The organism is Nonomuraea sp. NPDC005692 (genome assembly GCF_040631115.1).
GTDB lineage: Bacteria > Actinomycetota > Actinomycetes > Streptosporangiales > Streptosporangiaceae > Nonomuraea.
In genome coordinates this window covers 244,997-261,267 of record NZ_JBEXYU010000010.1, presented here as the reverse complement: position 1 = coordinate 261,267, position 16,271 = coordinate 244,997, and the positions used below count along the sequence as shown (strand labels likewise).

The following is a 16,271-nucleotide window of genomic DNA, read 5'->3' as shown; positions in this document are numbered from 1 at the left end:
ATTTCTCGGCAACGCGGCTTGTTACTCGCGAGTCACAAACAGGCCGTATTGGCCCATGTCTACGGCGTTACAGGACTATGTCGGAACATTGTGCAGAGGGCCGGTACTGGACAGATATTAGAATCTGTTCTAGTTTGCCATTCGGCTTACCTAGCGCTTGCTGGAGGCTCGATGATCGCGCAGACGCTGGCGACCCTGCTCCTCGACCGGGCGCGAGACGACCGACCTGGGCTGATGTTCGAGGGCGCGGTGTGGTCGTGGCGCGAGCACGTCGCCCGCTGCCGGGCGGCGGGAGCCTGGCTGAGCGGGCGCGGCGCGGGTCTGCACGTGGGCGTGCTGGCGGAGAACGTCCCGGAGCTGCTCCTCCTGCTCGGCGGGGCGGCGCTCGACGGGCACGTGCTGGTCGCGCTGAACCCGACGCGCCCGGCCGAGGAACTGGTCCGCGACGCCCGTGCCACCGACGTGGACCTCCTGCTCTGGGACGCCCCCTTCGCGGGCCCGGCCGCGTCGGTCGCCGAGGCGCTGGGCGTGGAGAGCATGCCGCTGTCCCTGGTGTCGTCCCTGGGGGAGGGCGGCGGGCGGCCCGGTGAGGCCGCTCCCGGCGACCTGGTGATGCTGATCTTCACGTCGGGGACCTCCGGCCGGCCCAGGGCCGTCCGGATCACGCAGCGCAAGCTGGCACTGCCGGGGCTGAGCCTGGCCGCGCTGCTCACGCCCGAGGACGTCGTCTACTGCTCGATGCCGCTGTTCCACTCCGGAGCGCTGATGGCCGCCTACGCCCCGGCCGTGGCCTCGGGGGCGGCGCTGGCCGTGCGCAGGCGGTTCTCGGCCTCCGGCCTGCTGCCGGACGTACGGCGGCACGGCTGCACCTACCTGCACTACGTCGGCAAGGCGCTCTCCTACGTCCTGGCCACCCCCGAACGCCAGGACGACGCCGACAACCCCCTCAGGATCGCCTTCGGCAACGAGGGCAGCGCGGTGGCGACCAGGCGGTTCGGCGAGCGGTTCGGCTGCCGGGTGATCGACGCCTTCGGCTCCACCGAGACGGCCATCTCCTTCACCCCCGACCCCGGCGCCCCGCCCGGCAGCCTGGGCAGGCTGGGCGCGGGCGTGGAGATCCTCGACCCCGCCACCGGACGCCCGTGCCCGCCGGCCCGCATCGAGGGCGGCCGCCTGCTCAACCCGGACGAGGCCGTCGGCGAGCTGGTCAACACCGCCGGCCCCGGCCTGTTCGAGGGCTACTACAACGACCCGGACGCGGACGCCGAACGCGTCAGGAACGGCGCCTTCTGGTCCGGCGACCTGGCCTACGCCGACCCCGCCGGCCACGTCTTCTTCGCCGGACGCGGCACCGAACGCCTGCGCGTGGACGGCGAGAACCTGGCCGTCGCCCCCGTGGAGGCAACCCTGCGCGAGTTCGGCGGCGTGGTGGAGGCGGCCGTCTATCCGGTGCCGGACGCGGCGGCCGGCGACCAGGTGATGGCGGCGCTGGTCCTGGACGGCCCCTTCGACGCCGAGGCGTTCGCCGCGTTCCTGGCCGGGCGCACCGACCTGGGCCCCAAGTCCTTACCCCGCTATATCCGGATTTGTAGTGAACTTCCGCAGACCCCCTCCCACAAGGTCATCAAGCGGATCCTGGCCAAGGAGGCGTGGCGGACCGGCGACCCCGTCTGGTGGCGCTCCCCGGCCGGATTGCGCCCCCTGACCGGCGTGGACGTCAAGGCGATCGAGGACGAGTTCGTCGAGCACGGCAGGCACCACCTCTTGGAGAGCTGATGGATTTCAACCTGGACGAGACCCAGCAGGACCTGAAGAAGCTGACCGCCGAAGTGCTGGCCAAGCAAGGAGAGGGCGGCCCGGCGGCCAAGCAGGGGGAGGGCGGTCCGGCGGCCGAGGACGCGCTGTGGCAGGCCGGGCTCCTGGGCGTGTGCGCGGCCGAGGAGGCGGGCGGCGCCGGGCTCGGCCCGGTCGAGATGGCCGTGGTGCTGCGCGAGGTGGGTGCGCGGGCGGCGGCCGTGCCGGCGTTGCCCGTCCTGGTGAGCACGCTGGCCCTGGCCCGGCACGGCAGCCCTGAGCAGCGAGGGCGGGTCACGCGCGGCACCCTGGCCCGGCGCGAGCCCGGCCGGGCCCCGGCCGATCCGCCCGCCACGGCGGCCCGCCGCGAGGGCGACGGCTGGTCGCTGACCGGGCGCAAGGTCGCGGTGCCGTACCCGGCGGACGACGTCCTGGTCACCGCGGACGAGGGGCTGTTCCTGGTGGCGTCGCCGCCCGCGAGCCCCGAGTTCACCTCGACCGGCGAACCGGCCGCCACGGTCCTGCTGGACGGCACGCCCGCCGAGGCGGTGGCCGGGCCCGAGGCCGCCGCCGACGCCGGACGCCTGTTCACCGTGGCCGTCGCCGCGCAGGCGAGCGGCGTCCTGGCCGGGGCGCTCGACCTGACCACCTCCTACATCAGGACGAGACGGCAGTTCGGCCGGGCACTGGCCGAGTTCCAGGCCGTGACCATGCAGATCGCCGACGTCTACATCGCCGGACGGGCCCTCGACGTGGCCATGTGGTCGGCGGCGTGGCGGCTGGCCGAGGGCCTGCCCGCCGACGAGGACGTGGCGCTGGCCGCGTTCCACGTCTGCGAGGCCGTCAAGGCGCTCTACACCTGCCAGCACCTGCACGGCGGCCTCGGGCTCGACGTCACCTACCCGCTGCACCGCCACTTCGCGCAGGCCAAGCACCTGTCCCACCTGCTCGGCGGCGCCGACGCCCAGCTCGACCTGATCGGAGCCCTCGTCTGATGCTGATCGACCTGACCCGGGAGCAGCGCGCGCTCCGCGACGAGCTGCGCGAGTACTTCCGCGGCTGCCTGACCGCCGAAGACCGCGCGAAGATCGCCGATGACCCGTTCGGCGAGGCGTACATGGAGCACTGCCGCCGGCTCGGCCGCGACGGCAAGCTCGGGCTGGGCTGGCCCAAGGAGTACGGCGGGGGCGGGTACGGCCCCCTGGAGCAGCAGATCTTCGCCAACGAGATCGCCCGCGCCGGGGTGCCGTACCCGATCATCACCGTGCAGACGGTGGGGCCGACGCTGATGCAGTACGGCACCCGGGAGCAGAAGGACCGGTTCCTGCCGCGCATCCTGGCCGGCGAGTGCCACTTCGCGATCGGCTACAGCGAGCCCGAGGCCGGCACCGACCTGGCCTCCCTGCGGACCACGGCGGTGCTGGACGGCGACCACTACGTCGTCAACGGCCAGAAGATCTTCACCAGCGGTGCGCACTACGCCCAGTACATCTGGCTGGCCGCCCGGACGAACCCCGAGGCGAAGAAGCACAAGGGCATCACGATGATGATCGCCGCCACCGACGACCCCGGCTACTCCTGGACGCCGATCGTCACCATGGACGGCCGCCACCACACGAACTCCACCTACTACTCCGACGTGCGCGTCCCGGTGGACATGGTGGTGGGCGAGGTGGACCGCGGCTGGGACCTGATCGTCAACCAGCTCAACCACGAACGGGTCACCCTCGGCCCGGCCGGCAACCTCGGCCAGACCTACGACCGCTTCCTCGCCTGGGCCAGGCACGCCGGACTGACCGACAATCCGGACGTACGCCGTGCCCTCGCCCGGGTGTGGGCCGCCTTCCGTACGAACGAGCTGCTCAACTGGCAGGTCGCGGCGAACATGGACCTCGGCTGGCTGGGCGCGCCCGACGCCTCGGCCACCAAGATCTACGGCTCCGAGCGCATGCAGGAGATCGGCCGCCTGGTCTGCGACGTCGTGTCCAGACACGGCGACCCGTCGGACCCGGAGACGGCCGAGCTGGCCGAGCGCATGGACCACGCCGTCAAGGGCGCGGTGGTGCTGACGTTCGGCGGCGGGGTCAACGAGGTGCAGCGCGAGCTGATCGCGATGCTCGGCCTGAGCCTGCCGAGGCCGCCGCGATGACCGACCCGACGACCGCCGCGACGACCGGCCCGATGACCGGCCCGATGACCGACGCGGAGCTGCACGAGCTGGCCGGCAAGCAGATGGCGATGGGGGAGCTGCGCGGCACCCCGGCCGCCGACCCGGTGAACGCGCCCATGATCCGCCACTGGCTGGCGGCCATGGGCGACGCCAACCCGCGTTACCTGGAGGAGGGCGTGGCCCCGCCCGCGATGGCCCAGGTGTGGACCATGCAGGGGCCGGGGTCGCCGGCCAACGACCGCTCGCCGGTGGACGACCTGCTGGCCGCGCTCGACGCCGCGGGCTTCACCGGGGTCGTGGCGACCAACTGCGAGCAGACCTATCACCGGTACGCCAGGATCGGCGAGCTGCTGACCCCCGGCACCCGCTTCACGTCGCTGGCCGGGCCGAAGCGCACCGCCCTGGGCGAGGGCTACTTCGCCACCTGGAACGTCACCTGGTACGGCGACGGCGACCAGCCGGTCGCCGAGATGCTCTTCCGGGTGCTGAAGTTCCGCCCGAAGGCGCCCGCCCCGCGCGCGCGGGAGCCGTACCCGCTGCGGCCGGCGGTCAACGCGGACACCGCGTTCTTCTGGGAGGGGGCGCGGCACGGCGAGCTGCGCGTCCAGAGCTGCGCGGACTGCGGGGAGCTGCGCCATCCGCCCGGCCCGATGTGCCCGAACTGCCGCTCGGGGAACCGGTCGCACGCCGTCGTGAGCGGCCGCGGCACCCTCTACAGCTACGTCGTCCACCACCATCCGCCGGTGCCGGGGCGCGAGGTCCCGTTCGTGGTGGGCGTGGTGGAACTGCCGGAAGGAGTACGGATCGTGGGCAACGTCGTGGACTGCCCGGTCGAGAAGGTGGAGGTCGGGATGGCCCTGCGGGTGACGTACCGGTCGATGGACGACGAGCTCGTCCTGCCGATGTGGACGCCGGAGGAGCCGTGACCCCCGCCGCCGGAACGGCCCTGCCCGAGCTGGCCGTGGACCTGACCCCCACGACGGTGATCGCCACCGCCCTGGCCACCAGGGACTTCACCCCCGTGCACCACGACACCGCCAAGGCCCGCGCCCAGGGCTCGAAGGACATCTTCCTCAACATCCTCACCACCATGGGCCTGGTGGAACGCTACGTCACCGACTGGACGGGCCCGGAGGCGGTCATCACCAGCATCAACGTCAAACTGGGCGTCCCGGCGTACGCGGGGGACCGGCTGAGCTTCAGCGGCATGATCGTCGAGCGCGACGGCGACCGGTACACCGCGCAGGTGCGCGGCAGGGTGAGCCTGGGCGACCACGCCACCGGCACCGTCACCTTCGTCCTGCCCGGGAGCGCGTGATGCCGGGCGGACGGGCCGCGATCGCGGGCATCGGGGCCACCGAGTTCAGCAAGGACTCCGGCCGGTCGGAGCTGCGGCTGGCGGCCGAGGCCGTGCTCGCCGCCCTGGACGACGCCGGGGTGCCGCCGTCCGACGTGGACGGCATGGTGACCTACACCCAGGATGCCAACCAGGAGATCGCCGTCGCCCGGGAGACCGGCGTCGGCGACCTCACCTTCTTCTCCCGCGTCGAGTACGGCGGCGGCGCGGCCTGCGGCACGGTCGCGCACGCGGCGATGGCCGTGGCCACCGGCATGGCCAGGACAGTGGTCTGCTACCGGGCCTTCAACGAGCGCTCGGGCCGCCGCTTCGGCCAGCCGAACGCCCGGCTGACCGGGGAGCCCACCTCCCAGGGCCTGGAGATGAGCTGGCACGTGCCGTACGGGCTGATGACCCCGGCCGCGTGGGTCGCCATGTTCGCGCGGCGGTACATGCACGAGTTCGGGGCGACGTCGGAGGACTTCGGGCGGGTGGCGGTGGCCATGCGCCGGCACGCCGCGACCAACCCGGCCGCCTGGTTCCACGGGCGGCCGATCACGCTGGCGGAGCACCAGGCGTCCCGGTGGATCGTGGAGCCGCTGCACCTGCTCGACTGCTGCCAGGAGAGCGACGGCGCGGTGGCCCTGGTCGTGACGTCCGCCGAACGCGCCCACGACCTGCGCAGGTCGCCCGCGGTGATCACGGCGGCGGCGCAGGGCGCGGGCGCGGGCCAGATGATGATGACGAGCTACTACCGGGACGACATGAGCGGCCTTCCGGAGATGTCGGTCGTCGGCCGGCAACTGTGGAAGATGTCCGGGCTGTCCCCGGCGGACATCCAGACGGCCATCCTGTACGACCACTTCACCCCGTTCGTCCTGGCCCAGCTGGAGGAGCTGGGCTTCTGCGGACGCGGCGAGGCCCCCGACTACCTGCGGGACGGCGGCATCGAGCTGGACGGCCGCCTGCCCGTCAACCCGCACGGCGGCCAGCTGGGCGAGGCGTACATCCACGGCATGAACGGCATCGCCGAGGCGGTCCGGCAGATCAGGGGGACGGCCGCCAACCAGGTGGCCGGGGCGCGGAACGTCCTGGTCACGGCGGGGACCGGGGTTCCGACGAGCGGCCTGATCCTGTCAGCGTCGTGACGGTCAGTTAAGAGAAAGGCGCATAGGGTAATCATCCCTGTATGGGTGGATTCTGGGAGGTCCTGGCTCAGCCGGAGTTGAAGATCGACTGGGCCAGGATGCCCACCTACAACACGATCATGGCGGTCGCCGCCGGCGTCGGGTTGCTGCTCGTGGTCTCCTTCGGCCGCCGGCTGCTCAGGGGCGACCCGCTGGAGCACGTGGACGGCTGGGCGCTGGCGTTCGGCGCGGTCGGGGCCGTCCTGGCGGTCACCGGGCTGCACATGACGCTCACCTGGCCGCTGGCCGGGCAGGGCTTCCCGTTCGACAACATCATCTTCGGGGAGCCCTCGCTGGCGTTCGGCGTGCTGCTGCTGGCCGCCGCGCTCTACTTGTGGAAACGCTGGGGCCTGAGCACCGTGGCGCCCGACCGGCGCAAGCTGGTGGCGCGCACGGCCGGGCCGATCTCGCTGTTCGTCTTCGGCATGGGGCTGGCCTGCTTCGGCATCGCGGCGGCGGGGTGGACGTACACGCTGTTCGCCGCGCCCCCGCAGGAGCCGATCTCGGGGGCCTTCGCCGACCTGCCGCTGCTGGAGGCCACCTTCATCTCCGGCCTGTACGTGCTGGTCGGGGTGGGTGCGGTGCTGTTCCCGTTCGCGCTGCGGGCCAGGGGCGGCCCGGTGACGACCGTCACCGGGGTGTGCTGGGGGATCGCCGGGGCGGCGTTCCTGCTGTTCGGCGCGCTGAACTACTTCACCCACATCGGGCTGATCGTCAACACCATGTAGGCGCTCACGGGCCCATGAACATCGGCACGGAGAAGAACACGATCATCGCGATGGCCACGCAGATCAGGAACCCGATCAACTCCCAGGCCCAGTCGTAGTGCCGTTCCCTGCGCCGCTTGAGCGCCTTCTTCCTGGCCGCGGCCTTCTTCTTGCCTGCCGGCTGCTTGCGGGCGCCGGGCTTGGCGCCGCCTCTCCCCGGCGAGCGGGCCGGCTCGGCGCCGGGTTTCCGGCGGGACGGGTTCTGGAGGTCGCGCGCGGGGTCCGGGTAGCGCGCGCGGTCGGCCTCGAGCTCGCGGGCGAGCTCGAAGGCGAAGTCCGCCGCGCGGCTGCGCCCGGACGGCGCCGCATCCTCGGACAGGGCCGGGTCGGACAGGGCCGGGGCGGACAGGGCCGGGTGGGACGGCGCCGGGGCGGATGGGGCCGGGGCGTGGGGTGACTCGGGGGCGGGCATGCGGTAGACCGGTTCGGCGGCGGCCCTGGACCTCGGGGTGAACAGCGGCGCCGCCTCCTTGCCCGGCTGCTCCGCCGCCAGGGGACGCCGGGGAGCGGGGGCCGGGTCCTGACCCGCCGGAACGTCCCTGATCGCGGGCATCTCCTGGGTGATGGGCTCGTCGTCCAGCACGTCCGCGGGTATGGGCGCGGCCAGGAAGAAGGGCCGCTCCCCGGGCGGGGGGACGACGGCGCCCGCCACCCGGCCCTCGGCCGGAGCGGCGGGTGGCGCGGTGAAGTCCCCCGTGCTGAACGGCCCGGCGGACGGGGCCGCGACCTCAGGCAGGGGCTGCGCGGGCTGCGGGGGCTTGGTCAGGAACGGCCGTACGGCCGCCGCCCGCGCGGCCGGGTCCCGCAGCGGCCCCATCGAGTCCAGCGCCCCGAGCGGGTCGCGCAGCTTGGGCATCGGCGCGGTCGTCGCCTCGTGCACGGACGGCCGTCCGGCGGGCGGCGGCGCGAGCAGGTCCGCCGGGAAGATCCCGGTGCTGGTGGCCGGGTCGGCCTCGGCGAGCGGCAGCGGCCACTGCGGCGGCGCGGGCCAAAGCGGCTTGACGAACAGCGGCCCCGGCTCGGCCGGCACCGATCCCGCGAAGTGCACCCGCAGGATCGCGGGCGGCTCCGGCCAGGGCAGACGTCCCAGGACGTCGCGCAGCGGCGCGACCGCGAGCGCGCCGTAGACGTCGGCGACCGGCTTCGGCATCCGTCCGCCGGCCAGCGCGGTCAGGGCCATGTCCAGGACCTCGCGGAACCGGTGGCCCGCCCCGAAGGCGAGCTCGTCGGCGGTGTCGGGGGCGACGTCGAGCACCCAGGCCAGCTCGGCCCGGCTCAGCCCGCACACCGCGCACAGCACCAGCACCTCGCGCTGCTGCGGGCGAAGCTCGCGCAGCACGCGCTCGACCAGCGCCGAGGCCGGGTCGATGAGCGGGTCCACGACGGGCGGGGCGTAGACGACGTCCCGCCGGTGGATCTGGCGACGGGCGTAGGCGTACAGGGCGGCACGGGGCGGGGCGACGTCGGGGACGCCGGCGAGCACGGACGCCAGGACGTCGGACGCGGCGCCCGGATCGCCGAGCTGGTCGGCGCAGTACGCGAACAGCCCGGCGGCATGGCGGTCGTAGAGCTCTGCGATCAGTTCTGTGCGGGGGCGCTGACCGGTGAGCGGCTGGGACACGGGGCCGATCCTCTTGCTAAATGTGCGGACGCTGAGGTGAGGGGTACGCGTCTGGAGTTTGTGGAGGTAATCATGCCAACTCACCCAGGCCCGGCGCACCACTTGATCGGAAATTCCGGTAAATCTCCCTGGTCAGTGAAACGTTTAAGCCGTCCCCCGTGGGGACACAGGGATGCGGGTCGCCGTAGTCTTGTGGGCCACCGAGATCATGCGGCGGTCGTGGCAGGGGGGCCACGGCCCTGCCATCGAGCGAGAGGTCACGCGTGATCACATTCGACGCTGTCACCAAACGCTATCCAGACGGCACCACCGCCGTGGACGCCCTTTCCCTTGAGGCGCCCACCGGCGAGATCACCGTGCTGGTGGGCCCTTCGGGCTGCGGGAAGACGACGTCCCTCCGGATGATCAATCGCATGATCGACGCTTCCGAGGGACAGATCCTCCTCGACGGGGTGCCCGTGAGCGGCATCGACCCGCCCACGCTGCGCCGCGGCATCGGGTACGTCATCCAGCAGGCCGGCCTCTTCCCGCACCGGAAGATCGTCGACAACATCGCGACGGTCCCGTACCTGCTGGGCTGGGACAAGAAGAAGGCCCGAGCGCGGGCCATGGAGCTGCTCGAACGCGTCGGCCTCGACCCGGCCTTCGCCGGCCGCTATCCCTTCCAGCTCTCCGGCGGGCAGCAGCAGCGCGTGGGCGTGGCCAGGGCGCTGGCCGCCGACCCGCCCGTGCTGCTCATGGACGAGCCGTTCAGCGCGGTCGACCCGATCGTCCGCACCAGCCTCCAGGACGAGCTGCTGCGGCTGCAGGCGGAGCTGAACAAGACCATCGTGTTCGTCACCCACGACATCGACGAGGCGATCAAGCTTGGCGACCGCGTGGCCGTGCTGCGCGTGGGCGGGCGGCTGGCCCAGCTCGCCGACCCCAAGACGCTGCTGTCGGAGCCGGCCGACGACTTCGTCCGCGAGTTCCTGGGCCACGACCGGGGGATCAGGCGGCTGCAGTTCATCTCCACGAAGGGGCTGCGGCTGCGTACCGACCTGACCGTGCGCGAACGGGCGGCGAGCGGCGAGCCGTGGCTGCTGGTCGTGACCCCCGACGACCGGCCCGTGGGCTGGTTCGCCGGGTCGCGGCCCGAGGAGCTGGAGCCGTACGGGACGTTCGTGCTCGGCCGCGACTCGATGCGCTCGGCCCTGGACGCGGCGCTGCTGTCGCCCTCCGGCTGCTCGGTAGCCGTGGACGAGGACGGCAGGGTCGTCGGCGTGGCCACCAGGGAGGCCCTGGACGAGGCGCTGGCGGAGGCCGCCGATGCGTGAGGGTCCGCCCAGCATCTGGGAGTGGATCGCGCGCAACTGGGACACCGGCCGCGCCGACAGCATCAGGAACCTGCTGACCGACCACCTGACCATGTCCGTGGTGCCGATCCTGGCCGCGCTGGTGCTGGCGTTGCCGCTCGGGCTGGCCTGCGTGCGCTGGCGCTGGCTCTACCAGCCCACCTCGGGCCTGATGAACGTCGTCTACGCGCTGCCGTCGCTGCCGGTGTTCATGTTGCTGATCTCGGTGACCGGGCTGTCGCAGACCACCGTGATCATCCCGCTGACCTTCTACGGCATGGCCGTGCTCATCCCGGCCGTGGTCGACGGGCTGAACTCGGTGCCCGACCACGTGCGCCAGTCGGCCGTCGCGATGGGGTTCACGCCCATGCGCCGCCTGCTGCAGGTCGAGCTGCCCATCGCCACGCCGGTGGTGCTGGCCGGGCTGCGCGTGGTCGCTGTCTCCAGCATCAGCCTGGTCAGCGTGGGCGCGCTGATCGGCCAGGGCGGGCTCGGCGGGCTGTTCACCCGGGCCTACCAGAACCCGTTCATGCCGCCGGTGGTCACCGGCATCGTGCTGATCGTCGCGCTGGCGCTGGTCGCCGACGGCCTGCTGGTCCTGGCCCAGCGCCTGCTCACCCCCTGGGTGCGCGCGCGGAAGGGGACGTCGTGAGCTGGTTGGGCTCGTTCTTCGGCTGGCTGGCCGACTTCTTCGGCACCGGGGCGAACTGGGCCGGCCCCGACGGCATCCCGGCGCGGCTGCTGGAGCACCTGGAGTTCTCGGCCCTGGCGCTGGTGCTGGCGATGCTGATCGCGGTGCCGCTGGGGCTGGCCATCGGCCACACCGGCCGGGGCGAGGTCGTGGTCGTCATCTCGGCGAACCTGGCCAGGGCGCTGCCGACGCTCGGCCTGTTGGTGCTGTTCGTGCTGCTGCTCGGCACGTCCTCGATCTGGCCGGTGATCATCCCGCTGGTGCTGCTGTCGGTGCCGCCGATCCTGGTCAACACCTACGAGGGGATCAAGGGCGTCGACCCGGAGCTGCGCGACGCGGCGTACGGGATGGGGCTGCGCGGCGGGCAGGTGCTCGGCCGGGTGCTGGTCCCGGTGGCGCTTCCCCTGATCCTGCTCGGGCTCAGGCTGTCGGCGATCCAGGTGGTCTCCACCACGACGGTCGCGGCGTACACGGGGCTCGGCGGGCTCGGCCGGTTCGTGATCGACGGTTTCGCGACCAAGGATTATGCGAGCGTTGTGGGGGGTTCAGTACTGATTGTGCTGTTCGCGCTCGTCGTGCAGATCGTGTTCGCCCTCATCCAGAGGGTGACCGTTTCGCCGGGGGTGAGCCAGAGACTGAAGGTTCGATAGTCTCCGGTATTACCTGCCGCTTTAGAAGGGAAATTCAAGATGAGACGCATGATCGGCACCGCGGCGGTGCTCGTGTCGGCGACGCTGGCGCTGGCCGCCTGCGGTGGCGGGAGCGGCGGTGGGGGCAACCCGCTCGACACCACGAGCGCGGCGCCCAGCGGGTCGGCCGCGGCGGCCGGGGGCAAGGCCGTCATCGGCTCCTTCGACTTCGACGAGAGCGTGCTGCTCGCGTCGATCTACGCCCAGGCGCTTGAGGCCAAGGGCGTGCAGGTCGAGGAGAAGCCGCGCATCGGCAGCCGCGAGGCGGTCTACGACCAGGTCAAGAACGGCGGCCTGACCATCGTTCCGGAGTACAACGGCAACCTGCTGGCCTTCGTCGACCTGAAGAACACCGCCTCGACGACCGACGAGGTCAACGCGGCGCTGAAGGAGAAGCTCCCGGCCGAGCTCGAAGTGCTCGACTCCTCCCCGGCCGAGGACAAGGACAGCCTCTCGGTCACCAAGGACACCCAGACCAAGCAGTCGCTGAACACCATCGAGGACCTGGCCAAGGTCTCCAAGAACATGGTCGTCGGCGGCCCGCCCGAGTTCAAGAAGCGGTGGGAGGCGCGCTTCAAGGAGGTCTACGGGCTGGAGTTCAAGCAGTGGGAGCCGAAGGGCCCGGCCACGGCCGACGCCCTGAAGGACGGCTCGATCCAGGTCGGCAACGTGTTCACCACGGACCCCAAGATGCTGGCCAACAACCTGGTGCCGCTCCAGGACACCAAGAACATCTTCCCCGCCCAGAACGTCACGCCGCTGCTGTTCAAGTCCGGCGCGAACGACACGATCCGCACCACGCTCAACGGCATCTCGGCCAAGCTGAGCACCCAGTCCCTGCTCGACATGATGCAGAAGATCTCCGTCAACAAGGACGAGCCCGCCACGGTGGCCAAGGAATGGCTGACCTCCAACGGCCTCGCCTGACGCCCGCGGCGGGGGCCTCCGGCCGGAGGTCTCCGCTGTGAGCGAGTTCACGGAGGCGATGGCCCAACTGGCCGCGGGCGTCGCGGTGATCACCGTCCGGGACGGGCGTGACGACCTGGGCGTGACCGTGTCGGCGCTGATGTCCGTCTCGGCCGAGCCGCCGCTCGTGCTGATCAGCCTGGCCTCCCGCGGCTACCTCTGCGAGGTGCTGCTCCGGCAGGACCGGTGGGCGGCCTCGCTGCTGTCCTCCGGCCAGGCCGCGATCGCCAGCCGCTTCGCCACCGCCGGCCGTCCCAGCGCCCGCCTCCTGCTGGCGGGCACCCCCCACCATCGGGGGGCGCACACCGAGGCGCTGGTGGTCGAGGGCGGTGTGGCGGCCCTGGAGGCCGAGACGACCCAGGTCGTCCCGGCCGGCGACCACACGCTCTTCGTCGCCCAGGTGCTCGCCGTCCCCTATGTCACCCCCGCGCTCCAGCCGCTGGTACGGCTGCGCGCCCGCTACCGGCCGATGGGATGCTGAATGCGCAGTTTTCTCTTCCTCCTGGGCGGCAACCGCCGTGACGGCAACACCGAGACCCTGGCCAGGCATGCCGCCGCAGCGCTCCCGCCGGACGTCGGCCAACGCTGGCTGCGCCTCGACGACCACCCGCTGCCGCCCTTCCAGGACATCCGCCACTCCGGCGACGGCGTCTACCCCGTCCCCGAGGGCGCGGAGAAGCTGCTCGTCGAGGCCACGCTCGACGCCACCGACCTGGTGATCGTCTCGCCGCTCTACTGGTACAGCGTCTCCGCCACCACCAAGCTCTACCTGGACTATTGGTCGGCCTGGATGCGCGTCCCGGGCTACGACTTCAAGGCGCGCATGGCGGGCAAGACCGTATGGGCGGTCACCACGATCAGCGAGGAGGACGAGTCGGTGGCCGATCCGCTGATCGGCACGCTGCGCCTGTCGGCCGAGTACTTCGGGTCATGGGGCGGCGCGCTCATCGGCTACGCCAACCGCCCCGGCGACATCCTGCGCGACACCGGCGCCCTGGAGCGGGCCGCGGCCTTCTTCAGCCCCGGCGCTCGAAGTGCGGATACAGGGTCGTCTTCTTACCGGCCTTGACCAGCGTCTCGACGACCCGGCCCGTGAGGTCGACGACGCCCACGCCGTCCTTGACCGGGGCGAGCAGGTGCCGCTCGTCGTACCAGCCGAGCGTCGGGCCCCACACCGGGCTGAAGGCCAGCTTGACCTGGGTGACGGCCTTGCCGGTACGGGTGTCCCAGACGCAGGCGGCCTTCTCCAGCGAGGTGCAGGCGGTGACGAAGCGGCGGCCCGACGGGCTGAACGCGCCGAGCCCGGAGGCGGCCGGGCGTCCCCGTACGTGCCAGGTCCGGGTGACCGCGCCGGTGAGGTCGTAGCGGCGGACCGCGGAGGAGCCGTTCTTGCCCCAGCGCACGACCACGCCCTTGCCGTCGTGCGTCCACTGGAAGCCGCCCACGGTGATGAGCGCCTTCTCGATCCGGACGAACCGGGCCTCCAGCGAGGGCACGTCGATCAGCACGATGCCCGCGGAACGCGGCTCGCCGCCCGGCTCGAACACGTTGAGCAGCAGGCGGCGGCCGTCCGGCGACCAGGTGGGCCAGAGCGTTCGCAGGTACTGGCCCTCCCGCTCGGGGTCCTCCGGCACGGGCAGCTCGACCTCGCTCTCCTTGCCCGACCGGCGGTCCAGGAAGGTCACCTTCGGCGCGCCGCCCGCACGGTCGGCCAGCCTCACCTGCCGGCGCTCGTCCGGGGAGACGCCGACCGCGCCGTCCACCCGCGTCCAGGCGCGCTTGGCCGGGTTCCACGCCCACTGGCCGCCGGGGGCGGCCGTGCCGTAGGAGCTGAGCTGGACCGGCCGGCCGGACAGCTTGGCCACCACGCTCGCGCCGCTGCCCGGCAGCGCGCCGACCGGCGGCTGCGCGGGCGCGGGCGCGGCGGCCAGGGCCAGCGCGACGGCGAGGTTGACGATCACGTGTGCTCCTCCGATCCCCGTGGATCAGGGAGCATACAAGATCGAATTACCTGATGACGTACCAACCGGGCAAAGAGAGCGGACCGGCGGCGGGCAGGCCCAGCTCGGCCGACAGGCGGGCCAGCGGCCCCCAGGCGTCGAGCCGCATCCTGGCCAGGGCGGCGGACTTGTCCTCGCTGGACTCCGGGCCCCGCAGGCGCTCCAGCGGGTTGAGCCTGGGGTAGACGCGCACGGGGGCGTCGTCGGCGAGCCCGGCGCGCTCGCGGGCCAGGCCGAGGGCGTGCTCAAGGCCGCCCAGCTCGTCGACCAGGCCGTTGGCGTGGGCGTCCGCGCCGGTCCAGACCCGGCCTCTGGCCAGCTCGTGGACGCGTTCGCGGGTGAGGTCGCGGCTCTGGGCGACCTTGCCCACGAAGTCGTCGTAGATGCGGTCGAGCCAGCCGTTCACCCGGTCCCACTGGTCGGGGGAGAAGCCGCGGGCGGTGGAGAACATGCCGGCGTTGACCCCGTCGGCGACCAGTTCAGTATTTATCCCGATTTTTTGGAGCAAGTCGGTCATGACGGGCTTGCCGCCATATACGCCGATCGAGCCGGTCAGGGTGCCGGGCTGGGCCACGATCACGTCGGCGCCCATGGAGACGAAGTAACCGCCGGACGCGGCCAGGTCGCCCATGGAGACGATCACCGGCTTCACCCGGCGGGTCAGCGTCACCTCCCGCCACACCGTGTCGGAGGCCACGTACGAGCCGCCGGGGCTGTCCACGCGGAAGACCACGGCCTTGACGTGCTCGTCCCGGCGGGCCGCGCGCAGCGCCGCGCTGATCGTGTCGGAGCCCATCGCGCCGCCTCCGCCGAGCGGGCTGCGTCCGCTGCGGCCGCTCCTGATCTGCCCGCTGCCGTGCACGAGCGCGATGCCGTCGGCCATGGGGTGCGGCAGCTTCCGCACCGCCGCGCTCCTGGCGTACCGGGAGACGAACAGCAGGTGGGCCTCGCCGCCCGTGGCCCGCCTGACCTCGTCGTACACCTCGTCGCGGTAGGCGAGGGCGTCCACCAGGCCGGTCTCCCGAGCCTCGGAGGCGGTGAAGGGGCCGCGGTCGACCAGCTCGCGCACCTTGGCCGGGTCGAGCCTGCGGCCCTCGGCGATGCCGCGGACGAGCTGCTCGGCGACCGACTCCACGATGCGGGTCATCGACTCGCGGTGGGGCTCGGTCATGTGGTCCTGGGTGAAGGTGTTGACCGCGGTCTTGTACTCGTGCCGCTGCCCGGCCTCGACCTCCACGCCCAGCTTGGTCAGCGCGCCCTTAAGGAAACGCTGCTCGATCGCCACGCCCGTGAGCCCGACGTCGCCGCTGGGCTGGAGGTAGACCCGCTCGAACGCGGTGGCCAGGTAGTAGGGCACCGTGCCGCCGCTGAACTCCCCGAACGTCTCGGCGTAGGCCACGGTCAGCTTGCCGGAGGCGCGGAAGCGGGTGACGGCCTCGCGCAGCTCCTGGACCATGGCCAGGCCCATGGGGTTGCCGCCGAGCTTGACCACCAGCGCCTTGACCCTGGAGTCCCGGCCGGCCCGCCGGAGGCCGGACAGCACGTCCGACAGACGGGTCTTGCGCATGGACAACACCGCGGCGACCGGGTCGGACGGCGGTCCTTCCGTGAGGCCCTCGGTGAGATCGAGCTCCAGGACCAGCGGGCCGGTGCGCCGCTGGCGAAGCTTGTCGACGGTTTCGAAGATCGCCCTGCCTGCGTCCATATAGCCACCCT

16 protein-coding genes are annotated in these 16,271 nt (G+C 72.1%); 13 read left to right on the top strand and 3 right to left on the bottom strand.

Going from position 1 to position 16,271, the window contains the following annotated elements; genetic code table 11:
• Nucleotides 1-171: 171 nt before the first annotated feature.
• Genes ABZ459_RS22930 through ABZ459_RS22900 form a run of 7 tightly spaced genes read left to right on the top strand, consistent with a single transcriptional unit; the run spans nucleotide 172 to nucleotide 7,215 of the window.
• On the top strand, nucleotides 172-1,776 hold the full coding sequence (locus tag ABZ459_RS22930) for an AMP-binding protein (protein WP_357973411.1): 1,605 nt from the start codon (nucleotides 172-174) through the stop codon (nucleotides 1,774-1,776).
• The gene (locus ABZ459_RS22925) at nucleotides 1,776-2,789 is read left to right on the top strand and encodes an acyl-CoA dehydrogenase family protein (RefSeq protein ID WP_357973408.1); all 1,014 of its coding nucleotides are present in this window, start codon (nucleotides 1,776-1,778) and stop codon (nucleotides 2,787-2,789) included. Before ABZ459_RS22930 ends, ABZ459_RS22925 begins: the two co-directional genes overlap by 1 nt.
• Nucleotides 2,789-3,943, top strand: coding sequence for an acyl-CoA dehydrogenase family protein (locus ABZ459_RS22920; protein WP_357973405.1), 1,155 nt, complete (start codon nucleotides 2,789-2,791; stop codon nucleotides 3,941-3,943). Before ABZ459_RS22925 ends, ABZ459_RS22920 begins: the two co-directional genes overlap by 1 nt.
• Nucleotides 3,940-4,890, top strand: a complete 951-nt coding sequence (locus tag ABZ459_RS22915; protein ID WP_357973402.1) for a Zn-ribbon domain-containing OB-fold protein — start codon at nucleotides 3,940-3,942, stop codon at nucleotides 4,888-4,890. The genes ABZ459_RS22920 and ABZ459_RS22915 overlap by 4 nt, the downstream gene beginning before the upstream one ends.
• Nucleotides 4,887-5,282, top strand: a complete 396-nt coding sequence (locus ABZ459_RS22910) for a MaoC/PaaZ C-terminal domain-containing protein (RefSeq protein WP_357973399.1) — start codon at nucleotides 4,887-4,889, stop codon at nucleotides 5,280-5,282. The genes ABZ459_RS22915 and ABZ459_RS22910 overlap by 4 nt, the downstream gene beginning before the upstream one ends.
• Nucleotides 5,282-6,448 carry a lipid-transfer protein gene (locus tag ABZ459_RS22905; protein WP_357973396.1) on the top strand — a complete coding sequence of 389 codons (1,167 nt, stop codon included), beginning with the start codon at nucleotides 5,282-5,284 and terminating at the stop codon, nucleotides 6,446-6,448. Before ABZ459_RS22910 ends, ABZ459_RS22905 begins: the two co-directional genes overlap by 1 nt.
• 41 nt (nucleotides 6,449-6,489) lie before the next feature.
• The gene (locus ABZ459_RS22900) at nucleotides 6,490-7,215 is read left to right on the top strand and encodes a DUF981 family protein (protein WP_357973393.1); all 726 of its coding nucleotides are present in this window, start codon (nucleotides 6,490-6,492) and stop codon (nucleotides 7,213-7,215) included.
• A gap of 4 nt (nucleotides 7,216-7,219) precedes the next feature.
• Here ABZ459_RS22900 and ABZ459_RS22895 read toward each other — a convergent pair whose 3' ends face one another.
• Nucleotides 7,220-8,875 (bottom strand): sigma factor-like helix-turn-helix DNA-binding protein, encoded by a 1,656-nt coding sequence (locus ABZ459_RS22895; protein WP_357973390.1) that lies wholly within the window; start codon nucleotides 8,873-8,875, stop codon nucleotides 7,220-7,222.
• 263 nt (nucleotides 8,876-9,138) lie between these two features.
• Here ABZ459_RS22895 and ABZ459_RS22890 point away from each other — a divergent pair, with 263 nt between their 5' ends.
• Genes ABZ459_RS22890 through ABZ459_RS22865 form a run of 6 tightly spaced genes read left to right on the top strand, consistent with a single transcriptional unit; the run spans nucleotide 9,139 to nucleotide 13,624 of the window.
• Nucleotides 9,139-10,191 (top strand): ABC transporter ATP-binding protein, encoded by a 1,053-nt coding sequence (locus tag ABZ459_RS22890; protein ID WP_357973387.1) that lies wholly within the window; start codon nucleotides 9,139-9,141, stop codon nucleotides 10,189-10,191.
• A complete protein-coding gene (locus tag ABZ459_RS22885; RefSeq protein ID WP_357973384.1) occupies nucleotides 10,184-10,861 on the top strand; it encodes an ABC transporter permease subunit in 678 nt (225 codons plus the stop codon). The genes ABZ459_RS22890 and ABZ459_RS22885 overlap by 8 nt, the downstream gene beginning before the upstream one ends.
• Nucleotides 10,858-11,550: an ABC transporter permease subunit gene (locus ABZ459_RS22880; RefSeq protein WP_352352265.1), complete on the top strand. Its 693-nt coding sequence runs from the start codon at nucleotides 10,858-10,860 to the stop codon at nucleotides 11,548-11,550. Before ABZ459_RS22885 ends, ABZ459_RS22880 begins: the two co-directional genes overlap by 4 nt.
• A gap of 39 nt (nucleotides 11,551-11,589) precedes the next feature.
• Complete coding sequence (locus ABZ459_RS22875) at nucleotides 11,590-12,516, top strand: ABC transporter substrate-binding protein (RefSeq protein ID WP_357973381.1); 927 nt, start codon at nucleotides 11,590-11,592, stop codon at nucleotides 12,514-12,516.
• A 37-nt stretch (nucleotides 12,517-12,553) separates the two neighbouring features.
• Nucleotides 12,554-13,036, top strand: coding sequence for a flavin reductase family protein (locus tag ABZ459_RS22870; RefSeq protein WP_352352263.1), 483 nt, complete (start codon nucleotides 12,554-12,556; stop codon nucleotides 13,034-13,036).
• A complete protein-coding gene (locus tag ABZ459_RS22865) occupies nucleotides 13,037-13,624 on the top strand; it encodes an NAD(P)H-dependent oxidoreductase (protein ID WP_357973379.1) in 588 nt (195 codons plus the stop codon). It abuts the gene before it with no gap.
• Here the strand turns inward: ABZ459_RS22865 and ABZ459_RS22860 are convergent.
• Entirely contained in the window at nucleotides 13,572-14,516 is a 945-nt protein-coding gene (locus tag ABZ459_RS22860; protein WP_357973377.1) for a hypothetical protein, read from the bottom strand. The genes ABZ459_RS22865 and ABZ459_RS22860 overlap by 53 nt on opposite strands.
• Before the next feature lie 46 nt (nucleotides 14,517-14,562).
• Nucleotides 14,563-16,260, bottom strand: coding sequence for a signal peptide peptidase SppA (gene sppA / locus ABZ459_RS22855; protein WP_357973374.1), 1,698 nt, complete (start codon nucleotides 16,258-16,260; stop codon nucleotides 14,563-14,565).
• Between the last annotated feature and the right edge of the window lie 11 nt (nucleotides 16,261-16,271).